23 protein-coding genes are annotated in these 26,967 nt (G+C 47.4%); 14 read left to right on the top strand and 9 right to left on the bottom strand.

Annotated elements, in window-relative coordinates:
* Positions 1-41: 41 nt before the first annotated feature.
* The 6 genes from FSB75_RS16785 to FSB75_RS16760 all read left to right on the top strand — a co-directional run bounded on the left by FSB75_RS16785 (position 42) and on the right by FSB75_RS16760 (position 3,358).
* Positions 42-410 (top strand): four helix bundle protein, encoded by a 369-nt coding sequence (locus FSB75_RS16785; RefSeq protein WP_146789858.1) that lies wholly within the window; start codon positions 42-44, stop codon positions 408-410.
* Between the two features lie 48 nt (positions 411-458).
* The gene (locus FSB75_RS16780) at positions 459-1,187 is read left to right on the top strand and encodes an LOG family protein (protein ID WP_146789856.1); all 729 of its coding nucleotides are present in this window, start codon (positions 459-461) and stop codon (positions 1,185-1,187) included.
* Positions 1,188-1,303: 116 nt separating this feature from the next.
* Positions 1,304-1,612 (top strand): SemiSWEET family sugar transporter, encoded by a 309-nt coding sequence (locus tag FSB75_RS16775; protein ID WP_146789853.1) that lies wholly within the window; start codon positions 1,304-1,306, stop codon positions 1,610-1,612.
* Positions 1,602-2,207, top strand: a complete 606-nt coding sequence (locus tag FSB75_RS16770) for an HAD family hydrolase (protein WP_146789851.1) — start codon at positions 1,602-1,604, stop codon at positions 2,205-2,207. The genes FSB75_RS16775 and FSB75_RS16770 overlap by 11 nt, the downstream gene beginning before the upstream one ends.
* A 14-nt stretch (positions 2,208-2,221) precedes the next feature.
* A complete protein-coding gene (locus FSB75_RS16765) occupies positions 2,222-2,830 on the top strand; it encodes an HAD family hydrolase (protein WP_146789849.1) in 609 nt (202 codons plus the stop codon).
* Between the two features lie 36 nt (positions 2,831-2,866).
* A complete protein-coding gene (locus tag FSB75_RS16760) occupies positions 2,867-3,358 on the top strand; it encodes an RDD family protein (protein ID WP_146789847.1) in 492 nt (163 codons plus the stop codon).
* A gap of 69 nt (positions 3,359-3,427) precedes the next feature.
* Here FSB75_RS16760 and metH read toward each other — a convergent pair whose 3' ends face one another.
* Both metH and FSB75_RS16750 read right to left on the bottom strand, forming a co-directional pair.
* Positions 3,428-6,121 carry a methionine synthase gene (gene metH / locus FSB75_RS16755; RefSeq protein ID WP_146789845.1) on the bottom strand — a complete coding sequence of 898 codons (2,694 nt, stop codon included), beginning with the start codon at positions 6,119-6,121 and terminating at the stop codon, positions 3,428-3,430.
* A 55-nt stretch (positions 6,122-6,176) separates the two neighbouring features.
* Positions 6,177-7,211: a homocysteine S-methyltransferase family protein gene (locus FSB75_RS16750; RefSeq protein WP_146789843.1), complete on the bottom strand. Its 1,035-nt coding sequence runs from the start codon at positions 7,209-7,211 to the stop codon at positions 6,177-6,179.
* A 279-nt stretch (positions 7,212-7,490) separates the two neighbouring features.
* On the opposite strand from FSB75_RS16750, the gene FSB75_RS16745 reads away from it, so the two are divergent.
* Complete coding sequence (locus FSB75_RS16745; RefSeq protein ID WP_146789841.1) at positions 7,491-9,626, top strand: discoidin domain-containing protein; 2,136 nt, start codon at positions 7,491-7,493, stop codon at positions 9,624-9,626.
* Positions 9,627-9,663: 37 nt separating this feature from the next.
* Here the strand turns inward: FSB75_RS16745 and recR are convergent, their stop codons facing one another.
* Together recR and FSB75_RS16735 are read right to left on the bottom strand one after the other, a co-directional pair.
* Complete coding sequence (recR, locus tag FSB75_RS16740; protein WP_146789839.1) at positions 9,664-10,281, bottom strand: recombination mediator RecR; 618 nt, start codon at positions 10,279-10,281, stop codon at positions 9,664-9,666.
* Between the two features lie 61 nt (positions 10,282-10,342).
* Positions 10,343-11,737: an Ig-like domain-containing protein gene (locus FSB75_RS16735; protein WP_146789837.1), complete on the bottom strand. Its 1,395-nt coding sequence runs from the start codon at positions 11,735-11,737 to the stop codon at positions 10,343-10,345.
* A 311-nt stretch (positions 11,738-12,048) separates the two neighbouring features.
* Here FSB75_RS16735 and FSB75_RS16730 point away from each other — a divergent pair, with 311 nt between their 5' ends.
* The 6 genes from FSB75_RS16730 to FSB75_RS16705 all read left to right on the top strand — a co-directional run bounded on the left by FSB75_RS16730 (position 12,049) and on the right by FSB75_RS16705 (position 19,668).
* Positions 12,049-13,074 (top strand): rod shape-determining protein, encoded by a 1,026-nt coding sequence (locus FSB75_RS16730; RefSeq protein WP_146789835.1) that lies wholly within the window; start codon positions 12,049-12,051, stop codon positions 13,072-13,074.
* Positions 13,075-13,164: 90 nt separating this feature from the next.
* On the top strand, positions 13,165-14,043 hold the full coding sequence (gene mreC, locus FSB75_RS16725; protein ID WP_146789833.1) for a rod shape-determining protein MreC: 879 nt from the start codon (positions 13,165-13,167) through the stop codon (positions 14,041-14,043).
* Positions 14,040-14,573: a rod shape-determining protein MreD gene (locus FSB75_RS16720; RefSeq protein WP_146789831.1), complete on the top strand. Its 534-nt coding sequence runs from the start codon at positions 14,040-14,042 to the stop codon at positions 14,571-14,573. Before mreC ends, FSB75_RS16720 begins: the two co-directional genes overlap by 4 nt.
* Before the next feature lie 191 nt (positions 14,574-14,764).
* On the top strand, positions 14,765-17,665 hold the full coding sequence (locus FSB75_RS16715; protein WP_146789829.1) for a glycoside hydrolase family 3 N-terminal domain-containing protein: 2,901 nt from the start codon (positions 14,765-14,767) through the stop codon (positions 17,663-17,665).
* Between the two features lie 300 nt (positions 17,666-17,965).
* On the top strand, positions 17,966-18,766 hold the full coding sequence (locus FSB75_RS16710; protein ID WP_146789827.1) for a tetratricopeptide repeat protein: 801 nt from the start codon (positions 17,966-17,968) through the stop codon (positions 18,764-18,766).
* A 128-nt stretch (positions 18,767-18,894) separates the two neighbouring features.
* A complete protein-coding gene (locus FSB75_RS16705; RefSeq protein WP_146789825.1) occupies positions 18,895-19,668 on the top strand; it encodes a cupin domain-containing protein in 774 nt (257 codons plus the stop codon).
* 95 nt (positions 19,669-19,763) lie between these two features.
* On the opposite strand, the gene FSB75_RS16700 is transcribed toward FSB75_RS16705, so the two are convergent.
* From FSB75_RS16700 to FSB75_RS16685, 4 genes are all read right to left on the bottom strand, one after another.
* Positions 19,764-21,959: an nSTAND1 domain-containing NTPase gene (locus FSB75_RS16700; protein ID WP_146789809.1), complete on the bottom strand. Its 2,196-nt coding sequence runs from the start codon at positions 21,957-21,959 to the stop codon at positions 19,764-19,766.
* Between the two features lie 8 nt (positions 21,960-21,967).
* Positions 21,968-23,266, bottom strand: a complete 1,299-nt coding sequence (locus tag FSB75_RS16695; RefSeq protein WP_146789807.1) for a toll/interleukin-1 receptor domain-containing protein — start codon at positions 23,264-23,266, stop codon at positions 21,968-21,970.
* Positions 23,267-23,464: 198 nt separating this feature from the next.
* On the bottom strand, positions 23,465-24,715 hold the full coding sequence (gene fabF / locus FSB75_RS16690; RefSeq protein WP_146792023.1) for a beta-ketoacyl-ACP synthase II: 1,251 nt from the start codon (positions 24,713-24,715) through the stop codon (positions 23,465-23,467).
* A gap of 190 nt (positions 24,716-24,905) precedes the next feature.
* On the bottom strand, positions 24,906-25,142 hold the full coding sequence (locus FSB75_RS16685; RefSeq protein ID WP_072835589.1) for an acyl carrier protein: 237 nt from the start codon (positions 25,140-25,142) through the stop codon (positions 24,906-24,908).
* Positions 25,143-25,398: 256 nt separating this feature from the next.
* On the opposite strand from FSB75_RS16685, the gene FSB75_RS16680 reads away from it, so the two are divergent.
* A complete protein-coding gene (locus FSB75_RS16680) occupies positions 25,399-25,827 on the top strand; it encodes a GNAT family N-acetyltransferase (RefSeq protein ID WP_146789805.1) in 429 nt (142 codons plus the stop codon).
* Positions 25,828-25,910: 83 nt separating this feature from the next.
* On the opposite strand, the gene ruvB is transcribed toward FSB75_RS16680, so the two are convergent.
* The gene (ruvB, locus tag FSB75_RS16675; RefSeq protein WP_146789803.1) at positions 25,911-26,954 is read right to left on the bottom strand and encodes a Holliday junction branch migration DNA helicase RuvB; all 1,044 of its coding nucleotides are present in this window, start codon (positions 26,952-26,954) and stop codon (positions 25,911-25,913) included.
* Positions 26,955-26,967: the final 13 nt, after the last annotated feature.

The raw sequence follows: 26,967 nt of genomic DNA, 5'->3' as shown, positions 1-26,967 counted from the left end.
CAGGAGGTAGAATGTAGGAGATAGAATGGTTATCTTCAAAGATGGAGAAAACGAAAACTTTTGAAGACTTGCTTGTTTGGCAGAAGGCGCATGAATTTGTGCTGCTGGTTTATAGGATGACCGAAAATTTTCCACGTCGCGAAGTTTATGGACTTACATCGCAGTTCCGTCGAGCTGCAGTTTCAATTGCTGCAAACATTGCCGAAGGCTACAAGAAGAAAGATTATAAGAACAAATTGAACTTTCTAAACATCGCCCATTCTTCTCTTGAAGAATGTCGGTATTATATTATTCTTTCAAAGGATCTTGGATATGAAACCGATGCTAGGTTAATCGAACTTACAAACGAAGTCGGAAGGCTCTTGAATGCTTATTCCAAAGCCATTGCATCTAACCATTCTATCTCCTAACTCCTAACTCCTACATTCTACCTCCTGACTCCTCCTTACTTTTATCTCATGCCCCCCAAACCCATCATCCCGCCCAAAGAACCCGTTTACCTTGAAGGCCCCAAGAGCCGCAGCTTTGAATTGGGCTTTGCCTGGAAAGTGTTTACGCAGTTTGTCAAGGCCTTTCGCACCCTGCATTTTGTGGGACCCTGCATTACGGTATTTGGTTCGGCAAGGTTTAAAGAAGACAACGAATATTACAAACAAGCGGTGGAGTTTGGCAAACGCATTGCCGCCTCTGGCTTTACCACCATGACGGGCGGCGGCCCCGGAATTATGGAAGCTGCCAACCGCGGCGCTTTTGAAAGCGGCGGCCGGTCAGTAGGCTGCAACATTCAATTGCCCTTTGAACAGGTGGGCAACAAATACGTGGACACGTCCATTACGTTTGAACATTTTTTTGTGCGCAAGACACTGCTCATAAAATATTCCTACGCTTTCATCATTCTGCCCGGCGGCTTTGGCACCATGGACGAATTTTTTGAAACGCTTACGCTTGTTCAAACCAAAACACTGACGGCCTTTCCGTTGGTGTTGTTTGGAAAAGTTTATTATAAAGAATTGTGGGAAGCGATGCAGGACATGGCCGCAAGGGGCACCATCTCCAAAGAAGACATGGACCTGGTGATGTACACCGACAGCATAGACGAAGCCATGGACCATATTTTAAAATACATTCAAACCAATTACAAAGTTGTGCCCCGCAGACGAAGATGGTGGCTGTTGGAAAAAGGGTGAACCCTGCCCCTAAAGAGGTTCATGGTCGTTTACAACACATTGTCTCCACCCCATAGCAATGACTCTGGCACGTCACGGTAAGCGCCTTTAGGGGTTTGGGGTTACCTTCGCCGACTATGACCGCAATCCAACTCCTCGGCATGGCCGCAGGCAGCATCTCGGCCGTTACGTTTTTGCCGCAGGTCATCAAAACCTGGAAAACTAAATCGGCTGATGACATTTCTCTTCTCATGTTCACCTTCGCCACCGTGTCGGTTGTTATGTGGCTTATTTATGGCATCATTCTTCGGGATGTTCCCATCATTTACACCAACAGCCTTGTACTGATTTGTTCGCTCATCATGCTGTATTTTAAATTTCGGTACAGCCATAAAAAAGACAAAGAAGTAAACGCCGCAAAAGAAATTTTGAACCATGAAGATTGATACCGTCATTTTTGATTTGGGCAACGTACTCGTTCGCTGGAGCCCAACCATTCTTTACGATAAAATTTTCTCCGATAAAAAAGAACGCGACCATTTCCTGAACAACATCGCTACGATGGATTGGCATTCGGAGCAGGATGCCGGCCGGTCGCCGCAGGAAGCAACGGAACTGTTGGTAAAAGAACATCCCGACTGGGCGCATCCCATTCGTGCCTTTTATGCCCGCTGGAAAGAAATGTTTGCCGGACCCATCGAAGGAAGCGTTGAAATTTTAAAAGAACTAAAGGAAAAAGGCTATAAACTTTATGTGCTTTCCAACTGGAACGCGGAACTCTTTAATGACACGGTTGATGACTTTCCTTTTCTTCAATGGTTTGACGACAGGATTATCAGCGGCGAGGTAAAGCTAAAAAAGCCTGATGCTGCTATTTATCAATTGACCCTGCAACGCTTTAATCTTTCTCCGCAACAAGCGGTGTTTATTGATGACTCGGAACAGAATGTCGAGACTGCGGAAAGCCTTGGCATTCGCGGCATTCATTTTAAAAGTCCCGAAGAATTGCGGCAGGAATTACAAGCATTAAACCTTCTTTAATTACACAACAATCCATGAACGTTACAACCATCATTTTCGATTTGGGCGGTGTGCTCATCGACTGGAACCCCGCCTATGTTTTTGATACACTCATTCCCGAGGAAGAAAAACGCAAGCACTTTTTTGAAAACATCTGCACGCACGAATGGAACGAAGAACAAGATGCGGGCCGCACCATCAAAGAAGCCAATGAAGTGTTGATTGCAAAACATCCTGAATGGAAAGAACACATTGAAGCTTACTATGGCAGATGGGAAGAAATGCTGGGCGGTCCGATTGAAGAAACGGTAGAGATTTTTAGAGAACTGAAAGAAAGCGGCCATTACAAAATGTACGCACTCACCAACTGGAGCGCCGAGACCTTTCCGAAAGCATTGGCGCTGTATGAATTTCTCCATTGGTTCGACGGACGACTGGTAAGCGGTGAAGAAAAGATGCGCAAACCTTTCCCGGAATTTTTTCAGTTGTTGCTCGACCGTTTCGACATTAAAAAAGAAGAAGCGCTGTTCATTGACGACAACCTGCGCAACGCGGAAGCCGCGAAAGACTTCGGCCTGGAAACCATCCGGTTTACGAGCTCCGCACAATTGCGCGATGAATTGGAAAGAAGAGCGATTTTGTAATCTGGTTCCGGCCGTTTATTTTACTAAAAAAATAAAATGAACAATACCGAAACCTTTCCTTCTGCTGACGAGCAACACGATCTTTTCACCGAAGGTGAATTTGTTGAATACGACGAAGCCACCACGGGCCAGCGGTTTTTGAATTACCTGGTTGACATTCTGCTGATGCGGTTTGCCATCAGTTACGCCACCAGCTATTTGCTTGCAACGTTTTTGCTGTCGGTTTCGCCCAACGCGGCTTATACCTTGTTTTCACAAGAGTATTTACTGTTGACGACTTATATCGTTGCCCTCATCAATCATCTTGTTTACTACACCATTTGCGAGAAAGCGTTTAGGGGACATACGCTTGGTAAATTCATTACAGGCACCCGCGCCATTCGCGAAGACGGCGAGGAACTGACCTTCAAAGATGCCTTGTTGCGCAGCCTGTGCCGCCTGGTTCCGTTCGAGGCTTTGAGCATTTGGTTTGGCAGCGGCTTGTGGCACGACACCTGGACGAAAACAAAAGTGATAAAAACACGATAAGAAAAAAGCGGCCTTCGATAGCCGCTTTTTTATTTGATTCTTTCGTTCGTAATGCAAATTATAAATCAATTATTCCAGTGCCGGCCTTAACCATCTCTCCGCTTCTTCCAGACTCATGCCTTTGCGTTCGGCATAATCCTGCAACTGGTCTTTACCAATTTTTCCCAAACCAAAATAGTGGCTTTGCGGATGCGCAATGTACCAGCCGCAAACCGATGCCGGCGGGTCCATTGCGAGGCTTTCGGTAAGCTCGATGCCGATGTTTTCGGTAACGTTCAGCAACGAAAACAATTTGATCTTCTCCGTATGATCAGGACAAGCCGGATAACCCGGCGCGGGGCGAATGCCTTTGTATTGTTCTTTGATTAATTCTTCGTTCGTAAGGGTTTCGTTCTTCTCATAACCCCAGTGTTCCTTTCTTGTTTGTTCGTGCAAACATTCGGCAAAGGCTTCCACAAAACGATCGGCAAGAATTTGCACCAGTATTTTGTTGTACTCGTCGTGTTCGGCAATGAACTTGTCAATCCATTTTCTGGCACCGTGAATGGTGACGGCAAAAGCGCCCATGTAATCCTGCTTGAACGAGCCGGGTGCAACAAAATCGGCCAATGAAAACGAAGGCTGCCCAACCGCTTTTTTTAATTGCTGCCGCAGCGATTCTAATTTCACTTCGCCCTCTTTCGTTTGCAGCGTGATGGTGTCTTTGTTGTTTGAGTTGGCGGGCCAAAAGCCAATGACGCCGGATGCGCTGAACCAGTTTTCATTTACAATCTGCTTCACCATGTTTTGTGCATCGTTGTACAGCCGCGTGGCTTCGGTGCCAAAAATTTTATCGCTCAATACATCCGGAAAGCGGCCCGGCATTTCCCAACCAATAAAGAACGGCCCCCAGTCAATGTAGCGGGCTATGGTACCCAAATCAAAGTCTTTGAAAACCTTTGTGCCGTCAACGGCGGGCTTTGTGGGCTGGTAATTCTTCCAATCAAAATATTCTTTTGTTACAACGGCTTCTTCGTATGGAATCAACACCTTGTGCTTTTGCTTGTTGGCGAATTGTTGCCGCAGGGTTTCGTATTCTTTTGCCGATTGCTTCAGAAAATTTTCTTTTCCTTCTTTGTTTAGAAGATTGCTCACCACCGTTACGCTGCGCGAAGCATCCAACACATGCACCACGCCGTTGTCGTATTCGGGTGCAATCTTCACCGCCGTGTGCGTACGTGATGTTGTAGCGCCGCCGATCAACAAAGGCTGCTTCATGTTGCGGCGCTTCATTTCTTTGGCAATGTGCACCATCTCGTCAAGCGAAGGCGTGATTAATCCGCTTAGGCCAATCACGTCCGCGGCTTCTTTTTGCGCGGTTTCTAAAATCTTGTCCGCCGGAACCATCACGCCCAAATCAACCACGTCGTAACCGTTGCAACCGAGTACCACGCCTACGATGTTTTTGCCGATGTCGTGCACGTCGCCCTTCACCGTTGCCATCAAAATTTTTGGAGCACCTGAAAGGGAAATTTCGCCGCGTGCCGCTTTTTCTTCTTTTTCTTTTTCGATGTAAGGCGTCAAGACGGCAACCGATTTCTTCATGACCCTTGCGCTTTTCACCACTTGCGGTAAAAACATTTTTCCGCTGCCGAACAAATCACCTACCACATCCATACCGGCCATCAACGGCCCTTCAATTACATCAAGCGGCTTCGGATATTTTTGTCTGGCTTCTTCGGTATCGGCATCAATGTAATCGGTGATGCCGTTTACCAGTGCGTGTTTCAATCTTTCTTCAACGGAAGCGTTTCGCCACGCTTCGTCTTTCTTCTCTTCTTCCTTGCCCTTGCCTTTCACTTTCTCGGCAAAAGCAACAAGACGTTCGGTTGCATCGGGGCGTTTATTCAGAATAACGTCTTCGCACAACTCTTTTAGCTGCGGTTCAATTTGATCATAAACTACCAACTGTCCGGCATTCACAATGCCCATGTCCATGCCCGCTTTGATGGCGTGATAAAGAAAGACGGCATGAATGGCTTCGCGAACGTGATCGTTGCCGCGAAACGAAAACGACACATTGCTCACGCCACCGCTGATTTTTGCCAGCGGCATTTTCTGTTTGATAATCTTTGTGGCTTCGATGAAATCAACCGCGTAGTTGTTGTGTTCTTCAATGCCGGTGGCAATGGCAAAAATGTTTGGGTCGAAGATGATGTCCTGCGGATCAAAACCCACTTCATTTACAAGAATGTCATACGCCTTTTCGCAGATGGTAACACGGCGTTCGAGTGTGTCAGCCTGGCCTTGCTCGTCAAACGCCATCACGACAACGGCCGCTCCGTAAGCCTGGCAAATGAAGGCCTGTTCTTTAAATTTCTCCACGCCTTCTTTCATCGAAATCGAATTTACAATGCACTTGCCCTGCACACATTTCAATCCCGCTTCAATAATCTCAAACTTCGAGGAATCAATCATCACGGGAATCTTTGCGATGTCGGGTTCGGCTTGTAATAAGTTCAAAAATATCGTCATGGCTTTCACGCCGTCGAGCAGCGCATCGTCCATGTTCACGTCAAGAATCTGTGCGCCGTTTTCTACTTGCTGCCGTGCAACCGAAAGCGCTTCTTCGTATTTATTCTCACGAACGAGCCGCGCAAATTTTTTGGAGCCGGTCACGTTGGTGCGTTCGCCAACGTTTACAAAATTCGATTCGGGCCGTATCGTCAGCGGCTCAAGGCCGGAGAGTTTGAGATAGGGTTTGATGATGGTTATTTCGCTCATAGTTTGTTTGCAATTTGAACCACTAAGGCGCAAAGGCACAAAGGGTCACGAATATTTAAACGACTGCTATTTCTTCTTCTACTTTACCGGTTGTTGTTTCAATGACGGGCAACTTTCTTGGATTCAGTTTGCTTACATGCTCCGCAATGTGCCGTATGTGATCCGGTGTCGTGCCGCAGCAACCACCCACAATGTTTACAAAACCATCCTTCGCCCATTCTTCTATAAAATGCGCCGTGTCTTCGGGTTGCTCGTCGTATTCGCCCATCGCGTTTGGCAGTCCTGCGTTTGGATAAGCCGATGTGTAACACTCCGCAATGCTGCTCAACTCCTCAATGTGCGGCCGCATTTCATGCGCACCCAAAGCGCAATTCAACCCAACACTTAACGGTCTTGCATGGCGAATGGAATTGTAAAAGGCTTCCAGCGTTTGCCCGCTCAAAGTTCTCCCCGACGCATCGGTGATGGTTCCCGAAATCATGATGGGCAACTCTTTTTGTTTCGTGTCGCGGAAATATTTTTTCACGGCAAAAATGGCCGCCTTTGCGTTCAGCGTATCGAAAATGGTTTCAATCAATAACAAATCAACGCCGCCTTCCACCAAACCTTTCACTTGTTCGTAGTACGCATCCGCTGCTTCATCAAACGTTAGCGCACGGTAACCCGGATTGTTTACGTCGGGTGAAAGCGAAAGCGTTTTATTCATCGGTCCCAATGCACCGGCCACAAATTTTTGTTCGCCTGAACCGACAAGCGAGCAGGCTTCTTTCGCAATTTTTGCCGCTGCAAAATTGATTTCATACGCAAGGCTTTCCATGCCGTAATCGGCCAGTGAAACACGCTGTGCGTTGAAGGTGTTTGTTTCAATAATGTCCGCGCCGGCATCCAGATACTTACCGTGTATTTCGCGGATGATGTGCGGCTGCGTGAGGCACAAAAGGTCGTTGTTGCCTTTTACGTCCGAAGGCCAATCCTTGAACCGTTCACCACGGTAATCCGCCTCGGTTAATTTGTATCGCTGAATCATGGTGCCCATAGCACCGTCAATGATGAGAATGCGTTCCTGAAGCAGGTCTTTAATGTTTGCCATACAATTTGTTTTAAAAACAGTTCACTTGTTCACGAGTTTACGTGTTCACATGTTGGCGTGAAAAATGTACTGTTGCGAACCGTAGCACGATGAACAGGTGAACCTGTGAACACGTAAACAATTCTAATAAACGTCAGGAAAACAGTGCAGGGAGAGTTTCTTGCGTTTATTAGTTCTGTTACGGCCGAACAATAAACAAATCCGCCGGTGTGCGGCAAAGATAGTATTATTGGCCTTTCAACCAAACGATAGCCGCATCCGTAGCGGTTTTGCGATCGTATGAAGAAGTGTTTCTCAAGTCTTGCTCTCCTTTTTCTTCTTGTCCTTTCAACCAGTGCCCAAACGGCTTCTACCCTTACTGTTTATTTCGATTCGGCGCATTTGCAAAACAACTTTGTGCCTTTGAAAACCTTTGGCGTGGGCGTTGACGGGCATGAAAAAGGAGAGAACGATCGCATTTTTCAGCCGCAAAATATTAAGGCCATGTTGTCGGTGGGCTTTAAGCCAGTCACCTACCGTTTGCGTACGGAGTTAGGAAACGAAGTATGGCACTGGAATCCCGAAGGAACTTGGAGCAACGCAAAACACCACCAAGGCTATTGGGTTTCATCAACTGATACGGCTTCTTTCATTTCACTTTCCTACGGTTATCGTTTGTCGCACCGGGGCAATACAATAGACCAGGCAAACAACGATGGCTATTCGCGGATAACGGACGGCGATAAAAAAAGCTTTTGGAAATCGAATCCTTATCTCGACGCACATTTTACCGGCGAAGCCAATGCGCAACACCCGCAATGGATAATCGTGGACCTTGGCTGCGACGTACCCATTGATGCCGTAAAGATTTTATGGGGAAAGCCTTTCGCCACGTCGTTCACCGTTGATTACGCCGCGAAAACCGTGTACGATTATTTTGATAACGCCGGTTATTTTGAAATTAATTCGCCGCAGGTGTGGAAGCCGTTTCCGTTGAGTGAATTCACAAACAAAAAGAGCGGAAATCAATTCGTTCATCTTGCGAACGAATTGGTAAGCGCAAGGTTCCTGCGCATACGCATGAAAGAGAGTTCGGGCAAAGCACCGAAGGGTTCAAGCGACGTTCGCGACGGGCTTGGCTACGCGATAAAAGAATTGTTCGCGGGAAGAATAGAACACGGAAAGTTTCGCGATTTTCTTCATCACGCTGCAAATGCGAAGGAGCAAAGCAAGGTGTACGTTTCTTCCACCGATCCCTGGCACCGAAGCACTGACATGGATTCGCTTACGGAACAAATTGGCATTGACCGTTTTTATCGTTCAGGAATTACCAGCGGCACACCGGCTTTGCTTTCAGCAGGCTTGCTGTACGACACACCGGAGAATGCAACCGGTCTTGTTGATTATGTGACGAAGAAACAGTACGCCGTTGGCGGCGTAGAACTTGGCGAGGAACCCGATGGACAGATGGTGAATGCCGCTGACTTTGCGGAACTCTATGCGCAATGGAGTAAAAAAATAAAAGAGCTGCACCCTACTCTTTCACTTGGTGGTCCAAGTTTGCAAGGCATTATTTTAGACCAGTTAGACGAGCCCTTTCCAACAAAAAAATGGATGCAGGGTTTTGTCTCTTACCTTGATAAAAAGAAATCTTTAAGCAACTATAACTTTTTCAGTTTCGAATGGTATCCTTTCGACAGCGTGTGTGCACCGTCCGCGCTGCAATTGCTGCAAGCTCCGTCAAGATTGGACAAGGCAATGAACGACATGCGCTCTATTTCCGCATTAAAGCCTCTTCCTTTTTTCATTAGCGAATACGGATACTCGGCCTTTGCCGGTATTTCAGAAGTAACGATACAAGGTGCCTTAATGAATGCCGACATCGTGGGAAAATTTTTAAGCAACGGTGGCGAAAAAGCTTTTTTATACGGCTGGGAACCAAACAATTTGCAAAGCGATTTTGGCTGTCCCGCAGGAAACAACATGCTGTTTGGCATGAACGATAAAGGAAAGATCAATTACCACACGGCTGCTTATTACGGCGCCGAAATGATGCGGCATTGGACCGAACCTTTTTCAAAACCGTTGCAGGTTTATTCGGCATCATCCAACGTAAAAACAACAGCGGGTGAAGAAATTATTTCGGCTTATGCGCTTCGACTGCCGGATGAAACATGGTCGCTGCTGCTCATCAACAAAGATTCTGCGAAGAGTTATCCAATCAAGCTGAAAATTGCAAATGGACAAAGCGAAGAAAGCATTTCTTATCCGCTGACGGTTTATCAATATTCAGGAGAACAATATCAATGGAAAGACGATGGGTTGAACGGGCATCCGTTAAAGGAATTACCGCCGGTGAAAAAAGCCATTCAACGATCAGAAGCACTTTTGTTGCCGCCTTATTCGCTTACGGTTGTGCGGAGTAGCAAACAATAAATTTGATGCTTATGGCATTTGCTTATTGCCCCTTGCCCTACCGGCTGCTCACGTAACTGTCCACCGGCAAACGATTTTGCAAGCTTCGGGCAAGCGTCATTTCGTCGGCGTATTCCAGTTCACCGCCAAAGGCAATGCCGCGGGCAATGGTGGTTACTTTTGTTTCGGCGGGTAATTTCTTTTGAATGTAGTAGATGGTGGTGTCGCCCTGTATAGTGGGACTCAGCGCAAAAATCACTTCGCTTGTTCCCTCTTTTTGCACGCGGTGAATGAGCGTGTCAATGTTCAACTGATTGGGCCCAACGCCGTCAAGCGGCGAGATGACGCCGCCCAATACGTGGTAGGTTCCGCTGAATTGCTGCGTGCTTTCCAACGCAATCACGTCGCGAATATTTTCCACTACGCAAATCATTTCCTGCTTTCTCAGGCTGTTGGCGCAGATGGAGCAGATGTCTGCATCGGCCACATTGTGGCAGCGCTGGCAAAACTTGATTTCGTTGCGCATGCGGCTCATCGTTTCGCTGAAATGCTCCACGTCTTCGCTGTCTTGTTTGAGCAGGTGAAGCACCAAACGAAGGGCTGTTTTCTTGCCAATGCCGGGCAATTTCGCAAACTCGTTAACCGCATTTTCTAGGAGAGAAGAAGAGAATTGCATAAGAGGCCAAATGTACGATTTTGAGAAGGGAAAACAGCTTCCGAAGCCGTTAAAAAAGCCTTTATAAAGTGACGTCGAAATCGTTGTCTCCACCGGCTTTTACCACAATCTTGCGGCTGACGGGCTGCGCAATTTCGGGCTGCCGTTTGGCGCCAAAAAAACGTCCCGGGTCCCACTTGCCGTTGTTGTTCGTATCGTACAAAATACGCAGGTCGTAATCGCCAGGATTGAACAGCGTTGAACGATAAACACCGCCTTTGATGTTCACCGAAAATACTACCCCGTCGTTTTGTAAAAATTGCAGCACCGGGTTGCGGCTCGTGTCAAGATTGCGAATGCGGATGTTTAGCTTGCCGTAATCGCTCAACTTTTTCGTAGTAAAGTTGAGGGTATCGGTTTTCAGCAATTTGCGGCCCGCGCTGTCGTCCGCAAAATCTTTGTTGAGAATAAGATTGTATCTCTTGCCTTCTGCCCAAGCCGAACGCAAACGAAGTGTCGTTCGCAGCGAGTCAAGCGAAACGGTATAACGCACAGGCGCGAACGTCGTATCGGTTGTCAGCAAAACTTTGGATGAATCGAAACTGCGCAGGGGCGATTGAAAGTTCAACGAAAAATCGCTTTGCAAATCCAGGTTGCCGCCCGATGGATTGGCACTGAAGCGCAGACGCTTTTCAGTCGTGTTGTTTCCGTTGCGTGCAGCGCTTGTTGCAGCAGAAGGCTGTCTGGAACGGTAAGCATAAAGCACAAGGTCTTTTGTAACGCCGGGAATTACCGGATCATTGGCAAAGGCAAAGAGCTTGGAGGTATCCTGGTAGCGGCGGATGGTGCCGGCATCGCCGAGGGCATAAAGGGCAAAGGTGTCACGCGGCAGGTTTTGAAAACGGAAATTACCGGCCCCGTCGAGGCGGGCAAAATACTCGGGACGATCTTTAATAACCGCCGAATCAGTCCGGTTACGGTGCAGCATCACAATCAGTGAGGAGTCAACCTTACCGGTTTCGGCCAAAATCACTTTGCCGGATAAGGATAAGGAATCGAGCACCGGTCCGGTAGAGAGAACGTAAGTGAAATTCTTTATTGCATTGCCTTCGTTCACGTCGCGAATGGCGTTGCCAAAGTTGAAGGTGTAGGTTGTGTTCGGCAGCAGGCTGTCGCGGAAGCGCAAGGTCACTGTTTTGGCGCGGATGGCAATCTCAGGATTGACTTCAAAGGTGGGTGTGAACAAAAGCGTATTCGGAAGATCTTGCGGGTCGGCAATGTATTCGTCAAACGTAAACACAATGCGGTTGCCATGAAAGTTTCGCGTTGAATCTCTTGGACTTACAGAAATAAGGTGCGGCGGCAAGCTGTCTCTAGGCCCGCCCGAAGGCGGAATGATGTTGGCGCAGCCCGTCGAAAGCACGGCCCAGAAAACAACAAAGCCAAGAGCAAAAAGGAAAAAGGCAGTCCTGCGCATGAAGGGCAAACATAAGTTCTTTCCAAAAAGCCGCTGGCAGTGTTTTGCTAAGGATAAACAAAAGTTGGACGTTTCGTGTTTTGCCACGTGTCCTTGTAGATTTTCCTTTCACCCAAAAAACGCAGTGAGATGCGGAAATGCATCTAATCCTCATCACGTCAACCTCCAATTTCCAGCTTCCAACCTCTAACTTCTTCGTTTGCTAAAAAAACCGCTACCCAGCCGAAAGCACAAGCTTTTTACTGTTTGTTTATCAACTATTTTCTCCCACCTTTGCACAACTTGTAAAAAATCTAAATCTTATAAAGCCAATGGGACTTTTTAACTGGTTTACGCAGGAGATCGCAATAGACTTGGGCACGGCAAATACACTCATCATCCACAACGATGAGGTAGTGGTAAACGAACCTTCCATTGTAGCGCTGAACAGAAACAATCCGAAAGAAGTTTTAGCCGTGGGAAAACGTGCCCTGATGATGCACGAAAAAACCCACGAAAGCATAAAAACCATCCGCCCGCTGAAAGACGGTGTAATAGCCGATTTTAACGCTGCCGAACTCATGCTTCGGGAAATGATCAAGCTGGTTTATCCAAAAAAGCCGCTCTTTCCGCCAAGCTGGCGCATGATGATCTGCATTCCTTCAAGCATTACTGAAGTGGAAAAACGTGCGGTGCGTGACAGCGCAGAACAAGCGGGTGCAAAGGAGGTTTACCTTATTCACGAACCAATGGCCGCCGCACTGGGTATCGGCATTGATGTGGAAGAACCCGTGGGTAACATGATTATTGATATTGGCGGTGGCACCACGGGCATTACTGTAATCGCATTGGCCGGCATTGTCTGCGACCAAAGCATCCGCATTGCTGGCGACGAGTTTACCGCCGACATCATGGAAGCGCTTCGCCGCTATCATAGCCTGTTGATTGGCGAACGTACGGCCGAGCAAATCAAGATACAAATTGGCGCAGCCATGAAAGATCTGGACTCTCCACCCGATGACATTCCCGTAAACGGCCGCGACCTGGTGACGGGCATTCCCAAACAAATCATGGTGAGCTACCAGGAGATTGCTGAAGCACTGGACAAAAGCATCTTTAAAATAGAAGAAGCCATTCTTAAAGCGTTGGAGCAAACACCGCCTGAATTGGCCGCTGATATTTATCGTCGTGGTTTGTATTTAACCGGCGGCGGCGCTTTGTTGAAAGGCCTCGACAAACGCCTGAGCGCAAAAATCAAATTGCCCGTTCACGTAGCCGATGATCCGCTGAAAAGCGTGGTGCGGGGAACCGGCCTTGCCTTAAAAAATTACGACCGTTATCCTTTTGTAATGAGATAAAACAGCCGTCAGCTATCAGCCTTCAGCTATCAAGCCCAGAACGCGGCGCACTGCTGAAAGCTGATTGCTGAAAGCTGATTGCTTCCCTCAATGCGCAACATTTTTCTTTTTCTCCGCCGCTATTTTACGTTTATCTGTTTTGTTGTGCTGCAGTTGTTTGCGCTGTGGATGCTGTTTCATTACAACCGTTTTCATCACGCAGTTTTTTTGGGCGTGGCTAACGAAGTCACCGGCCGCGTAAATACGCAAGTGGACAAATTAGACGATTACTTTCACCAGGGAGCGGAAAACGTTCGGGTGCACCGCATGAACGATTCGCTGCTGAACCTATTGAAGTCAAACTTTAATTACGCAGACACCGCGCAACGTAACGTAACCGACAGCCTGCGGCAGGATTCAACCATCGCCGTCCGGCGTTACCTGTGGCGTGATGCCAAAGTGGTGTACAATACCGTAAACGCCGAGCAAAATTATTTGCAACTCAACCGCGGCAGCAAGTACGGCATCAAAGACGATATGGCCGTACTAAATTCCGATGGCAGCGTGGTGGGTGTGGTGGTGAACGTAAGTCCCAACTTTAGCCAGGTTATGAGTTTGCTGCACGTACAAAGTTCCGTGAGCGCTTCGCATAAGGCCACCGGCACGTTGGGCAAGGTGGAATGGGACGGCAAAGACCCGCGTTTTGTGCAACTGAAAGGGATTCCGCAAAGCGTACCTGTAAAAGCCGGCGATTCAATCATGACGAGCCGTTACTCGTACAATTTTCCGCCGGCACATCTTATTGGCACCATCAGCGAAATCAAGAGTGATCCGTCCACAGGCTTTTATGTTTTGAAAGTAAAAACGGCCGCTAACTTTTCCGCCATTCAACAAGTGTTTGTAGTGGAAAATCTGCAACGGGAAGAACAACTGCAGTTGACAAAGGACACGGAGAAAAAAATGGAAGAACAAAAAAACAAAAAACGTTGAGCGACCTGGTAAGAAATATACTGCGGCTGATTGTGTTCCTTTTGGTGCAGGTTTTTGTGCTGAACAAAGTTCCCTTTCTGCACCAGTTCATCGTGCCTTATCTCTATTTTCTTTTTATTCTTTGGTTGCCTTTTTCCATCAACCGCCTTGGGCTTTTGGTGATTGGCTTTTTCACGGGTTTGTTTCTGGATTACTTCATGATGAGTCCGGGACTGCACGCAGCCGCTTGCGTGCTGGTGGCTTACGCAAGGCCCTTTGTCATCAACCTGCTCATTCCAAAAGACAAGGACGAATTTAATTTTCGCGAACCGTCGCCAAGAGCAATGGGTTGGGCGCCGTACAGCGTGTACGTGTTGGTTTTAACGCTGCTCCACCACTTTTACCTCACGCTGTTGGAATGGCTACAATTTGGCACCTTCCTCCAGTTTTTAATCAAGGTAGCGGGCACCACGGGTATTAGTCTTTTGCTCATCTTCACAACCGAGTTGTTGTTTCCAAGAAAAGTGAAGTTCCGAACAAACGCAGCCTGACGGTTCGATGTTTGAGGTTGGCGTGACGAGGGCAAATGTTTTTCTTTCTCCTTTGCTTCTTGGCCCCGTGTGAAATATTTTTTGTAGGCAAGGGGTTATAAATCTTTACGGCTGGTATAAAATCTTCTTCACAAGTTTTTGTGTTCCCGTTTTTTCTCTTTCAACTAAATTGTGCGTTGAATTTGGAACGCATGAAACGATTTGCCCTTGCCCTCTGTTGCCTATCCGTTTACTTACTGTTTACACAATCCGGGAACCCTTCGTCCGCCGACAAATGGGTGGACAGCGTGTTTAATTCCCTAAACAAAGAAGAAAAGATTGCGCAACTAATGGTGATTCGGGCGCACAGTAACCTTGGTCCCGAACACGTGCAACAGGTAACAGACCTCATTAAAAAATACGACGTGGGTGCGCTTTGTTTTTTCCAGGGCGGACCGGTGCGGCAGGCCAATCTCACCAACTATTACCAATCCATTGCAAAGACGCCGCTGATGATTACCATTGACGGCGAATGGGGCCTTGGCATGAGGCTCGACAGCGTGATGAAATATCCATATCAGCTCACGCTGGGCGCCATGAACGATGAAAAGCTGGTTTACGAAATGGGCCGCGACATTGGCGAGCAAATGAAGCGCATTGGCGTGCAGGTAAATTATGCGCCGGTGGTTGACATCAACAACAATCCAAACAATCCTGTAATTGGCTACCGTTCCTTTGGCGAAGACAAATACAAGGTGGCAAAATTTGGCGTGGCTTATATGCGCGGCATGCAAGACGAAGGCATCATGGCCTGCGCCAAACATTTTCCCGGTCACGGCGATGTGGCCGTTGATTCGCATTTGGATTTGCCCGTTATCAACAAATCACGTTTCCAATTGGACACGCTGGAACTCTATCCTTTTAAAGAAATGTTCAAAGCCGGCGTGGGCAGCGTGATGATTGCGCACCTTTCCATCCCCGCAATTGATTCAACACCCAACAAACCCACGTCCATTTCAAAGGCTAACGTTACCGATCTTTTGCGTAACGATTTGTATTACGAAGGCCTCACGTTTACCGATGCATTAGAGATGAAAGGCGTTGCGAAATATTATTCAGGCGGAGAGGCTTCGGTAGAAGCGCTGATTGCCGGCAACGACATGCTTTGCTTGCCGGAGAACGTAGAGCAAGCCATTGATGCCATTAAAAAAGCCATCAAAGAAAAACGCTTGAGTTGGGACGATATTGACAAGAAAGTGCGGCGTGTGCTGTACGCAAAATATCAATTGGGCTTAAGCAAGCCGCAGGTAATTGATACCGCCAACCTTGTTGATGATTTGAATAAACACACGGCGGGCATTCGTGCAAGAGTAGCGGCCAACGTGGTGACGGTAATGAATAACAAAGCGGGCCTTCTGCCTTTTATCAAAAGCGGGAAAGTAGCTTACGTGGGCATTGGCACGCCGGTATTGAACGCATTTGGCACACGCTTGAAAACCGACTTTGAAGCCGACACCTATTTGCTTCCGTACAACGACAGCACAAAAGCCGCGAACATTCTGGAGCAAATCAAAAACGGCAGTTACAACAAAGTCGTGATCGGCGTTCACAATTATGCGCTGCGTCCCGGAAACAATTTTGGCATTCCAACGTCCAGCATCAATCTTGTAAACAATCTGCAAGCGTACAACGCTGTTACATTTTTGTTTGGTAACGTTTATGCCGCGGGTCTTTTTTGCAACGCTCCTACTTTAGTGGCGATGTACGAAGACGATGACATCTTTCAGACCGCAGCCGCCGATTTTTTAACCGGAAACATAGAAGCAAAAGGAACACTGCCTGTTAGTGTTTGCAATCAATCGTACGGCAGCGGCATTGCCGTTGGAAAATTTTTGCCCGTGGGCACGTCGCCGGAGTTTGCAAGCGTTGACAGCATCATACAGGACGGTGTCAACAAAAAAGCCTATCCCGGTGCGGTGGTCATCGCCATTCAAAACGGTGTGATCAAATACCACAAAGCGTTTGGCCGTTACGAGTTTGATCCGGCTTCGCCACCGGTGACCTTGGAAAGTGTTTATGACCTGGCATCGGTAACGAAGGTTTCCGCGACAACGGTTTCCATCATGAAACTGTACGAACAAGGCAAAGTGGATTTGAACAAAACGTTGGGCGATTACCTGCCTTCTATGCGTGGCTCGGACAAAGAAAATTTAAAACTTACCGATATTCTTCTGCACCAGGCCGGCCTTGTGCCCGATGTAATCTTTTACAAAGAAGTAATTGATAAAGCTGGTAATCCGTTGCCGCAATACGTCAGCACCGCATCGAAGCCCGGGTTTACAATACCCATCGCACAGGGTTTGTACCTGCGCAACGATTGGGAAGACACAATGATGAAGCGCATTGCGCAAAGTCCGCTTGGGCCTTTGGGTAAATACGTTTACAGCGACAACGATTTTATTCTGCTTGGCAAGATTGTAGAAACGGTTAGCGGTATGCCGCTCGATCAATATGCGCAGAAAACATTTTACGGTCCGATGGGAATGGCTTCCACGGGCTTTAAGCCCTGGCTGCGTTTTGGATTGGAGCAGATTGTTCCGACCGAAGAAGACAAATATTTTCGTCATCAATTGATGCACGGTTACGTGCACGACGAAGGTGCGGCGATGTTTGGCAACGTGTCGGGCCATGCGGGTTTGTTCTCGAACGCTTATGATTTGGCCATGCTTTATCAAATGCTTTTGAACGGCGGCACCTTCAACGGCGAACGTTATTTGAAGAAAGAAACGATTGATTTGTTTACGGCTTACCACAGCGACATTTCGCGCCGGGGTTATGGTTTTGACAAGCCCGAGAAAGATGAAGCAATCAAAACTAAGTCAAGCTATCCCTATCCTTCTGCGCTGGCTTCACCGGCTACGTTTGGTCATACCGGCTTTACCGGCACTTGCGTGTGGGTTGATCCGAAAACGGATTTGGTGTATGTGTTTTTATCGAACCGCGTGTACAATTCAAGAGCAAACAATTTACTCGGTTCGATGAACATAAGGGGCAAGGTGCAGGATGCGATTTACAGGGCGCTAAAGAAAGAGGGACAAGGAAACGTTTTCTAAAACAGAGGGTCCATTTTATAGATCAAAAGCCGGAAAGAATCGAATTCCTTCCGGCTTTTTCATTGCCTTCACGCGGTTTTCTTCACTTGCTACTACAGCAGAAGATTTCAAAATCCCCTTTTTTATGCATTAAACATCATCGGCCTTTTTCAATCTCCTTGCTTTAAATGCAACGCTTTCTTTCAAAAGCTTGCTGATTTAAACACCCACGCAGTCACAAACAAAAAGTCGTATCTTATATCTCTATTCACTCCGCCCTTTAATGACTGCTCTCTTTTTTTAACGATTAAAAATTTCTGTATGAAAAAAATCTCACTGAGCATGTTCATCATGTTTTTCTGCCTGCTGTTTACTGCTTCCGTCTCCGCACAGGTAAAACAAGCCGCCGCAAAAGAAACGGGTAAAAAAACGATGGCCTGGACTACCAAGTCCGAAGCGGCAAAAGAATTAGCGGGCAACGGAATTGGCCATTTCATGAACATTGAAATGGAGCAAGCCTACCAGGATCTTTCCGCCGCCTTAAAGCTTGATCCCGATTTTACCGTGGCACTTGTCTTCATGGCGAATCTTACCGCCGGGGAAAGCAAAAAGGCTTTTGCCGAAAGAGCTTTTAAAAGTGCCGGCGACAAATCAGAGGGTGAAAAGTTGCTGGCCTCCATCGTTGATCCGGCCAACAAAGGCGAAAAAAATCGCGCAACCTGGGCCAAACTGCACGAGATGTTTCCCGACGGCGGCATGATCGGGCACTTCTATGTGGTTAGCCGTGCCACGCCTGAAGAACAGTTTGCCGCCGCACAAGACTACATAAAAAAGTTTCCGCAAAACGCTTCCATGTACAACATCATCGCCTACTACTACATGCAGAATAAGAAAGACTACGAAATGGCCAAGAAGAATTTTGAAAAATACATTGAGCTAAACCCCGACGGCCCGAACGCTTACGATTCCATGGCGGAATTCTATCTCACCACCGGCGACGTGACCAACGCCGAAAAATATTACACCATGGCGTTGGAGAAATATCCTTTCTTTAACAGCTCAATAAATGCGTTGCAAAAAATTGCCGACGACAAAAAGAAAAAAGACAAAGCATCGAACTAAGTCTGTTTGATAAATGAAATTTACAACGGAGCCTTGCAAGGCTCCGTTCTTGTTTGCGTAAATTCCGGCGCAATCGGCGCAAGCTTAAACAAACAATTTTCTACCTTTCCCCTTTATCGTTCAGGCTTATGAAAGTGATGTTGTCTTCGCTGCTCTTACTTTTTGTGCTCGCCGCAGATGCGCAAACGGATTCGCTTCCTTCCGCCGTTTATCCCTGGAACAAATATCCTGCTACACAAAGCAACGGCCGTGAAAGCCGAACAATTTTAAAAGGCAGCACTACCGATTTAGCCAGGCTGAATATTCACACCTCATCGCTTGGTGCAGGACAAACCAATCACCCGTTGCAAGCTTATAGTGACCGCGAAGAAATTATTCTTGTAAAAGAAGGTTTTTTGAAAGTAACCATTAACGACAGCAGCAAAACCCTTGGGCCGTCAAGTATCGTACTAATTGAAGCCGGCGATAAGCAACAATTCCAAAATACTTCCGATAAACCGGCAATGTATTGCGTGCTGACCTTCACATCCACGTTGCCGGTTAACCTTCTCCGCGGCAAAGAAGGTGGCGGCTCTTTGATAAAGGACTGGAATGAATTGACTGTAAAGAAAACCGACAAGGGCGAATCGCGTCTGGTATTTGACCGGCCTTCTTCCATGTTTACACGGTTTGAAATTCACGCAACCACCTTAAAGCCCGGAGTAGAAAGTCATCCAACGCACACGCATCGTGCGGAAGAAATGATGATCTTGTTAGCAGGAAACGTAACGTTAAACGTGGGTTCGGAAAAGCAAAACGTAGCGGCTGGTGATGTCATGTTGCTCCGGCCAAACGTCCCGCACAATGTGGTAAACACCGGCAGCGAACCGTGCACGTATTACGCCATCAAATGGTACAACTGAAAGGTGAGACGTCAAACGTGAGAAGTGAGACAGGTGGGACTTTCAAACCGCAATTCACCTGTCTCACGTTTGACGTTTGTCGTCTCACGTACCCGCTATCGTATCGGCGGTGAGGCATCAAGCTTTTCCGAAACATTTCCGCTTTTTGTTTTTGTGTAGGTGTAATAACCGCCGTAGTAAGCGCAAATCTTGATGAAATATTTTCCGGGAGGCACGTTCAGAAATACATAATTCCCGTTGAAGTAGCGTGCCAGTTTCCCGTCCTTTGCACGGTCGAGGTTCATTTCGTCGCAACGGATTTCATAGGTTTCCGCAGCAGCGATAATTTTTTTGTTGGCGGCGATATCAGGGATGAGATAGACGCGCAGGTTATCGGGTACCTTGGCTGCATTTGCACCGCTGTAATACAAGTCGAGCTTCAAACTGTTCGTATCGGCGGCAACATCGAAAGGCCGGCTTGGATTGGAGACGCGAATGACATCGGGATAATCGGTTTGAAAGTTTTGATAGGCCTTGCCCAGTTCCTCATATTTTGTTCGCAACCAAGCCAACTGGCCGCTGTCAACGGCAAGGCGATTTTGCAACAAGGCAATCTCCCGCCGCGCCGAACGGTTTACCGAATCAGCCTTCTTCTTTGTTGTTGTAAAATCAAGAAACTGCATGCGGTGTAAACTGTCCTTTGCCTCCCCTTCTTTTTTTTGCGTTGTTAGTTGTCGGGTTAGCGAGGCGAGCTGAAGGCTGTCGTTTTTCATACGGTCCGAAAACTGCGCTTGCAAGGCCGAGTCGGCAATAACAGGCAGCGGGGGTTTCTGTTTCTCTTTGTTTGCACTGTCGTTTTTTTGATGTTCTCTTATGGTGCTGTCAATTCGCTTAAGCGAATCTTTTTTGTCCTCAATCTGCATGTTCAGCACGGCGGCTTGTTGGTCTGCTTCATCCCGTTTTTGTATGGCTTTGTGCGTAATGAAATACAAAAGGCCCCAAGCTGCCAATCCCGCAAACGCTGTAATAAAGATGAGTCGTTGCCTTGCTTTCTTTCTGGCCTTTGTCAGGGCTAATTCTTTTCGGCGCTCTTCGCGATCGCGTTTGATGAGCGGCGTCAATACGTCGTGTGTTAATTCAATTGACTTGCCTTCGTCGCGTACAAAATATTTGCTCCTCAACACGACAAGACCCGGCAAAATCCTTTCGTCGTTTTCGCTCAGTGCGTATTTGATGCGGTAGCCTTCGTCGGTAATAAGTTTGTCTTCTGCAAATTCATTCACCGGCTTTGAAACTACCGGCAAGCCGTTATTGCTTTTCAGCACGGCGGCGTTGCTTTCGGCCATTGCTTCGTCGTAAATGGAACGCAGGATGAATTCTTTTGAGTACTTGTCTAAAAACTCGGAGGAGATTTTTTCCTTGCCCTGTTGCAACCTTTCCTTTTCAATAAGCGAACAAACCTGGCTTAAAAGCGATGGCTCTATCATCATCAATTCGTACGGCTGATGCGGGCCTTCGTCGGTTGAAAAGAATTCAACAATCTTGTCGGCTTCCGCTGCGTTGATGTTGTTCTTCCAGGTTTTGGTAACCACTTCGTAAGCCTGGTTGCCGTTCATGGGCAAAAGGCGAAAACGCGAATATTTGAGCGACGGAATGCGGGCCGTGATGCCTTCAAACTCCGGCAGAAATTCTTCGCGAAAGGAAAAAAGCGTTTTTATTTTTTGCACTTTGTAAGCAAAGTCGAGGCTTTCTTTTCCGTCTAAAAAACGCTCCTTGATTCCTTCGGGAATCGAGTTTTCAATCAGGTTGGCCAACTCTTCCCAAAAAGCGTCGAGTTCTTTTTTAGTAAAGCGTGTGCTGCGTTTTGCCAGTGTAAAAATTTCTTCAAACTGGTCAAAGATTAAAATCGGCGTAACACTTTTCCAAAGTTGTTCGCGGTGAAAATACTCCCACAAGGTTTCATCGCCGGGGTACGATTCGACCTTGAAGCCGTATTTGTCAATTTCTTCTTTCAGCGTTTTTTTTATCTGCGAAACAAGGTCGGGACTGTCGTCGTTAAACTCCAACCGGATGCGAAACGGGAGGCAGTAATCTTTTCGCAAGCGCGGAAACACACCGGCGTTCAACAACGATGTTTTGCCCGTGCCTGATTTGCCAAAAACAATCGTTAGCGTATTTGCTTTTATTAAATTGGTGAGGCGATGAACTTCCTCGTCTCTTCCGAAAAAAATGGAGGCTTGTGCTTCGGTGTACGATTGCAGTCCAATGAAGAGCGGCGCAGCCGTTGCGGGTTCTTTTGTGAGTACCGGCATAAAGGTGGTTAAGCGGTAAGCAATGTTTCTTTTACCTGGTTCAGAAAATCGGAGCCAGGATTTCCGTGCGGCACTTTGCCGATGCTGAGTTCTGAAAAATATTTCGGCACCGATGCGTCGTAAGGATTGGTGTCGTCAATCACCACGGGCATAAGGTATTTAGCCGTGTTGCCGTCTATTTTCCGAAAGGTGGCCACGTTGTCGGCGGTCAGCCATTCCAATTGTACATAGCCGTCTTTGTGTTGCAGGCTGTTGGCGGAAATCAGCGGAATAAACAAATCAGCCGACTTGATGTTTTTCGCAATCTCGGTTTTAAAATCATCACCCGGTGCTATTTCGCGGTTGTCGTACCAGCAGGTTATGTTTTGCAAACTTTCCAAAGCCCTCTTCATTGTCTCTACCGCTTCTCTGTCGCTCACGGTATAGCTTAAAAAAATCTTTTTGCTCTTTAAAGCCGATGGATTTTTTTGATTCAATCTTTCCGCTAATTCCTGCACAAAATCAGCCGTGTTACCGTCGTACGTTACCGCGTCGTATTTGCGAAGGAAATCGAATTGCTCTTTTCGTTTCGGCGACTTGTCGTTCACCACAACAATGTTCCGGCGAACGCCCCATTCGTGCAGTGGTTCGTTGGAAAGCAAGCGCAAAATGAAACGCACCATCCAATCGGGAAAAGCGCAACCGATGAACAAGAGGTTGTGATTGCGCAAGGCGTTAATGATGTTGGCCGCGCCGCTCATCTTCTCTTTAAAATAACCTGTGTATTCCAACATGTCTTCTTCGCTGAGCGCCGCATCCACCGTGTGCAAAAGCGAACCAAATACGTTGAAGACAAAAGGCTGTTTCAGCTTTTCCAAATCTTCGCAATCCGAGAAAGGTTCGTTTATGGAAAAGTTGATGGACGTCGGTTCCACCTTTCGCACGTCGCGCAGCTTTTGTTCCAGCACGTTGTTGTACACCGAGGTGTTGATGAAGTATTGCAAATCGGTTATCTGCAACAGTGAGGTAAGCAGCGGAAATTCAAAGCCCACTTCTTTTACCAGTGCTTTTAATTTTCGTGTTACGTCCATCGGCTTCATGCGCCGCTCGTTTACCAGGTAACTCACGGCTTCGTTCAATTGCAGCGACACGCCGCTAACGTTGCTCGACTTTAGCAATTGCGCCGATAAATAATCGTCGAAGGGAATGAGTGCATCGGCTTCGGTAAACTGGTAGATTTCTTTTCCGATGATGGGCGTCACCTGCTTTTCGGAAATAAATTCAAGCAGTTCATCCCAGTCGCTTTGGTCTGATAAAACTTTATTCATAAGCCAGAATTAATGTTGACAGATTCGGGCCGGAGAAAAGCGATTTCAGAGAGTGTCGTGAAGATAGACATTTAGCCGAATAAATTCATCCGGCTTGCCGCTGGCGTGAAGTAATTAAAATGCTTTGTTGAGAAATAGAATTCGCTGCACGGTCTTTTCTGCCACAGGCAAACAAACAGCGGAAAAGCAAAGAAAGGATTACTTGTACTTCTTAAAGATCATGCAGGCATTGTGTCCGCCAAAGCCAAAGGTGTTGCTCAATGCTGCATTCACTTCACGCTTCTGCGCTTCGCCAAAGGTAAAGTTCAGGCGCGGGTCCAGTTCGGGATCGTCGGTAAAGTGATTAATGGTCGGCGGAACAACGTCGTTCTGCACGGCCATGATGCAGGCAATGGCTTCAATGGCGCCGGCCGCACCCAGGGAATGGCCGGTCATTGATTTTGTAGAAGAGATGTTTAAGTTGAAAGCATGTTCGCCAAAGACGTCAACGATGGCTTTTACTTCGGCCACGTCGCCCAGGGGCGTAGAGGTTCCGTGTGTATTGATGTAATCAATGTCGGAGGCCTGCATGTCCGCATCGGCCAGGGCTTGTATCATCACGTTCTTTGCACCCAAACCTTCAGGATGCGGAGCCGTTAAATGATGCGCATCGGCCGTAGCGCCGGCGCCCGCGATTTCGCAATAAATTTTTGCGCCTCTTTTTAAGGCGTGTTCCAATTCTTCGAAAACGAGCACGCCGGCCGCTTCGCCCATTACAAAACCGTCGCGGTCTTTGTCGTACGGACGCGAGGCGGTTTTGGGATCATCGTTTCGTTCGCTCAGTGCTTTCATGGCATTGAATCCGCCCACACCGGCTTCACTAACCACGCTTTCAGCACCGCCTGTGATGATGATGTCGGCCTTGCCCATGCGAATGAGGTTGAAGGATTCCATCATGGCGTTGGTGCTCGATGCGCAGGCACTCACTACCGCAAAATTGGGTCCGCGAAAACCGTGACGCATGGAGATGTGTCCGGCCGCAATGTCCAAAATCATTTTGGGAATGAAGAAGGGATTAAAGCGCGGCGTGCCGTCGCCTTTGCCAAAATTGAGTACTTCTTCCTGAAAGGTAATGAGGCCGCCGATGCCCGACGCAAAGACAACGCCCACGCGGTCAACGTCCACGTTGTTCCGGTCAATGCCTGCGTCCTGCACGCCCTGGTCGGAAGCGGCAATGGCCGTTTGCGAAAAGCGATCCAGTTTGCGGGCTTCTTTTCTATCTAAAAAGCTGATGGGATCAAAGCCTTTGATCTCGCAGGCAAACCTCGTCTTAAACTTCGACGCGTCGAACAAGGTAATGTAGTCGCAACCGCTTACGCCGTTCCGTAAATTGTTCCAATATTCTGTGATGGTGTTGCCCAGTGGTGTAAGGGCCCCCATGCCGGTAACGACGACGCGTTTGAGTTCGATGGTTTTTCCTGCGCTCATATAGTATGAAAAGGCAAAAGTAAAAAGGCAAAATTCAAAAAGGGCATCAAAGCCGAAGGTCCTTTTCTTGCTTTTTACTTTTGAATTTGACTTTCTTCTTCAAGATAAAACCGCCTTCTGTTGCGGGAACATGAAGGCGGAATGGTATGGTGCTCTTTTGCAAGAACGGAAATTACTTTGCGTGTTCTTCAAGGTAAGAGACGGCTTGTCCAACCGTGGTGATGGTTTCAGCTTGTTCGTCCGGAATGGAAATGTTGAATTCTTTTTCAAATTCCATGATCAATTCAACGGTGTCCAGAGAGTCGGCGCCCAAGTCGTTGGTAAAAGAAGCTTCATTGGTTACTTCGGCTTCATCCACGCCCAGCTTATCAACGATGATCTTTTTTACTCTTGCTGCAATGTCTGACATGATTGGTAAAATTTGGTTATAGTGGGGCAAAAATAGAGGATTTTGTATAAAAATAATTTTTGCCCCGAAAGGCTTTTTACCCGGCAAAAAAGTGCCTTTCGGTAAAGACAATCTTATGGAGGATACGGCACGTTAACTATACCCGAAGTCATCGGGTTAGATGTTTATTCCGTTATGCATCTCTTCGTCCTCCGACTTCTCTTTGGCTGTCTTGCCCAATCGTCGTAATATTGAACCACTTCAACACGAAATCTTCATGGCCTTAAAGATTGTAGATTACGGAACCGACGAATACAAGCAAATGCTGAAGCTGCGCAACGAGATTTTGCGGAAACCCCTGGGGCTTGAGTTTTCGCAGGACGAGCTGGAAAAGGAAAAAACAAACATGCACATGGCGGCTTACGAAGACGAACGCATGCTTGGCTGTTGTATGTTGGTAGAAGAAGACCCGCAAACGGTACGCCTGCGTCAAATGGCTGTGGTGAACGACGTGCAAGGCAAAGGCATTGGCCGGGCTTTAATGCAGTTTGCCGAAAACCTTGCAAGAGACCGCGGCTACAAGCGCATCACCATGCACGCCCGCAAAAACGCCCTGGGCTTTTACGAAAAAATGGGTTACAAAAAAAGCGGTGAGGAATTCGTCGAAATTACCATTGCGCATTACGTGATGGAGAAAGAGTTGTAGATAGTTGATCGGTTGATTAGTTGACCGATTCATTAGTAGATAATTACCAATCAACTTTTCAACTAATCAACCGATCAACCAAACTATCCCAATCCGCCAAACAAATTCCCGGTAGCGCCGTGCAACGGTGGCGTCTTTCCCAAATGCGCATAAGCCTTCGCCGTTACTTCTCTTCCTCTTGGCGTACGCATCAAAAAACCTTCCTGGATCAAAAACGGTTCGTACACTTCTTCGATTGTTCCTCCTTCTTCACCCACTGCGGTAGCAATGGTTGTAATTCCCACGGGACCGCCTTTAAATTTTTCGATGATGGCGGTGAGGATGCGGTTGTCCATATCATCCAATCCGTGTTCGTCCACGTTCAATGCACGAAGCGCATGTTTAGTAATGCCAATATCGATGGTACTGTCATTAAGCACTTGCGCAAAATCTCTCACTCTTCGCAACAGACCATTAGCAATACGCGGCGTGCCCCGGCTGCGGCGCGAAATTTCCGCTGCGGCTTCGGTAGAAATATCTGCATTTAAAATATTAGCGGCGCGAAGAATAATTTTCTTCAGCGTTTCGGCATCGTAATATTCAAGGCGCGATTTGATGGCGAAGCGGGAGAGTAGTGGTGCCGTCAGCAAACCGCTTCTTGTTGTGGCACCAATCAGTGTAAAAGGATTCAGGTTGATTTGAATGCTGCGGGCATTGGGACCACTGTCAATCATGATGTCAATCTTGTAATCTTCCATTGCCGAATACAAGTATTCTTCAACCACCGTGCTTAAGCGATGAATTTCATCAATAAACAAAACATCGTTGGGCTGCAAGCCCGTAAGCAGACCCGCAAGATCGCCGGGTTTTTCAATCACGGGTCCGGATGTTTCTTTGATGTTTACACCAAGTTCGTTTGAGACAATTCGCGACAGTGTTGTTTTACCCAAACCCGGAGGGCCGTGAAACAAAACATGATCAAGCGCCTCGCCGCGAAGTTTGGCGGCTTTAATGAAAATGCGCAGGTTTTCGATGATCTGCGGCTGGCCGGAGAACTCCTCAATCTGCTGCGGGCGAATGCCGTTTTCAAACTCTTTTTCTACCGGCGAAAGGCTTTCTTTCGCGGCCGTTAAATTTGGATTGGACATGCTGTAAATATAC

It is taken from the genome of Flavisolibacter ginsenosidimutans, from assembly GCF_007970805.1.
Lineage (GTDB): Bacteria > Bacteroidota > Bacteroidia > Chitinophagales > Chitinophagaceae > Flavisolibacter > Flavisolibacter ginsenosidimutans.
This window is presented reverse-complemented; position numbering and strand designations above follow the sequence as displayed.

Bases quoted from the DNA above. Each gene is read 5' to 3' on its own strand.
- FSB75_RS16785 (WP_146789858.1), top strand. From the start codon at position 42: ATGGAGAAAACGAAAACTTTTGAAGACTTGCTTGTTTGGCAGAAGGCG.
- FSB75_RS16780 (WP_146789856.1), top strand. From the start codon at position 459: ATGCCCCCCAAACCCATCATCCCGCCCAAAGAACCCGTTTACCTTGAA.
- FSB75_RS16775 (WP_146789853.1), top strand. From the start codon at position 1,304: ATGACCGCAATCCAACTCCTCGGCATGGCCGCAGGCAGCATCTCGGCC.
- FSB75_RS16770 (WP_146789851.1), top strand. From the start codon at position 1,602: ATGAAGATTGATACCGTCATTTTTGATTTGGGCAACGTACTCGTTCGC.
- FSB75_RS16765 (WP_146789849.1), top strand. From the start codon at position 2,222: ATGAACGTTACAACCATCATTTTCGATTTGGGCGGTGTGCTCATCGAC.
- FSB75_RS16760 (WP_146789847.1), top strand. From the start codon at position 2,867: ATGAACAATACCGAAACCTTTCCTTCTGCTGACGAGCAACACGATCTT.
- metH (WP_146789845.1), bottom strand. From the start codon at position 6,121: ATGAGCGAAATAACCATCATCAAACCCTATCTCAAACTCTCCGGCCTT.
- FSB75_RS16750 (WP_146789843.1), bottom strand. From the start codon at position 7,211: ATGGCAAACATTAAAGACCTGCTTCAGGAACGCATTCTCATCATTGAC.
- FSB75_RS16745 (WP_146789841.1), top strand. From the start codon at position 7,491: ATGAAGAAGTGTTTCTCAAGTCTTGCTCTCCTTTTTCTTCTTGTCCTT.
- recR (WP_146789839.1), bottom strand. From the start codon at position 10,281: ATGCAATTCTCTTCTTCTCTCCTAGAAAATGCGGTTAACGAGTTTGCG.
- FSB75_RS16735 (WP_146789837.1), bottom strand. From the start codon at position 11,737: ATGCGCAGGACTGCCTTTTTCCTTTTTGCTCTTGGCTTTGTTGTTTTC.
- FSB75_RS16730 (WP_146789835.1), top strand. From the start codon at position 12,049: ATGGGACTTTTTAACTGGTTTACGCAGGAGATCGCAATAGACTTGGGC.
- mreC (WP_146789833.1), top strand. From the start codon at position 13,165: ATGCGCAACATTTTTCTTTTTCTCCGCCGCTATTTTACGTTTATCTGT.
- FSB75_RS16715 (WP_146789829.1), top strand. From the start codon at position 14,765: ATGAAACGATTTGCCCTTGCCCTCTGTTGCCTATCCGTTTACTTACTG.
- FSB75_RS16710 (WP_146789827.1), top strand. From the start codon at position 17,966: ATGAAAAAAATCTCACTGAGCATGTTCATCATGTTTTTCTGCCTGCTG.
- FSB75_RS16705 (WP_146789825.1), top strand. From the start codon at position 18,895: ATGAAAGTGATGTTGTCTTCGCTGCTCTTACTTTTTGTGCTCGCCGCA.
- FSB75_RS16700 (WP_146789809.1), bottom strand. From the start codon at position 21,959: ATGCCGGTACTCACAAAAGAACCCGCAACGGCTGCGCCGCTCTTCATT.
- FSB75_RS16695 (WP_146789807.1), bottom strand. From the start codon at position 23,266: ATGAATAAAGTTTTATCAGACCAAAGCGACTGGGATGAACTGCTTGAA.
- FSB75_RS16685 (WP_072835589.1), bottom strand. From the start codon at position 25,142: ATGTCAGACATTGCAGCAAGAGTAAAAAAGATCATCGTTGATAAGCTG.
- FSB75_RS16680 (WP_146789805.1), top strand. From the start codon at position 25,399: ATGGCCTTAAAGATTGTAGATTACGGAACCGACGAATACAAGCAAATG.
- ruvB (WP_146789803.1), bottom strand. From the start codon at position 26,954: ATGTCCAATCCAAATTTAACGGCCGCGAAAGAAAGCCTTTCGCCGGTA.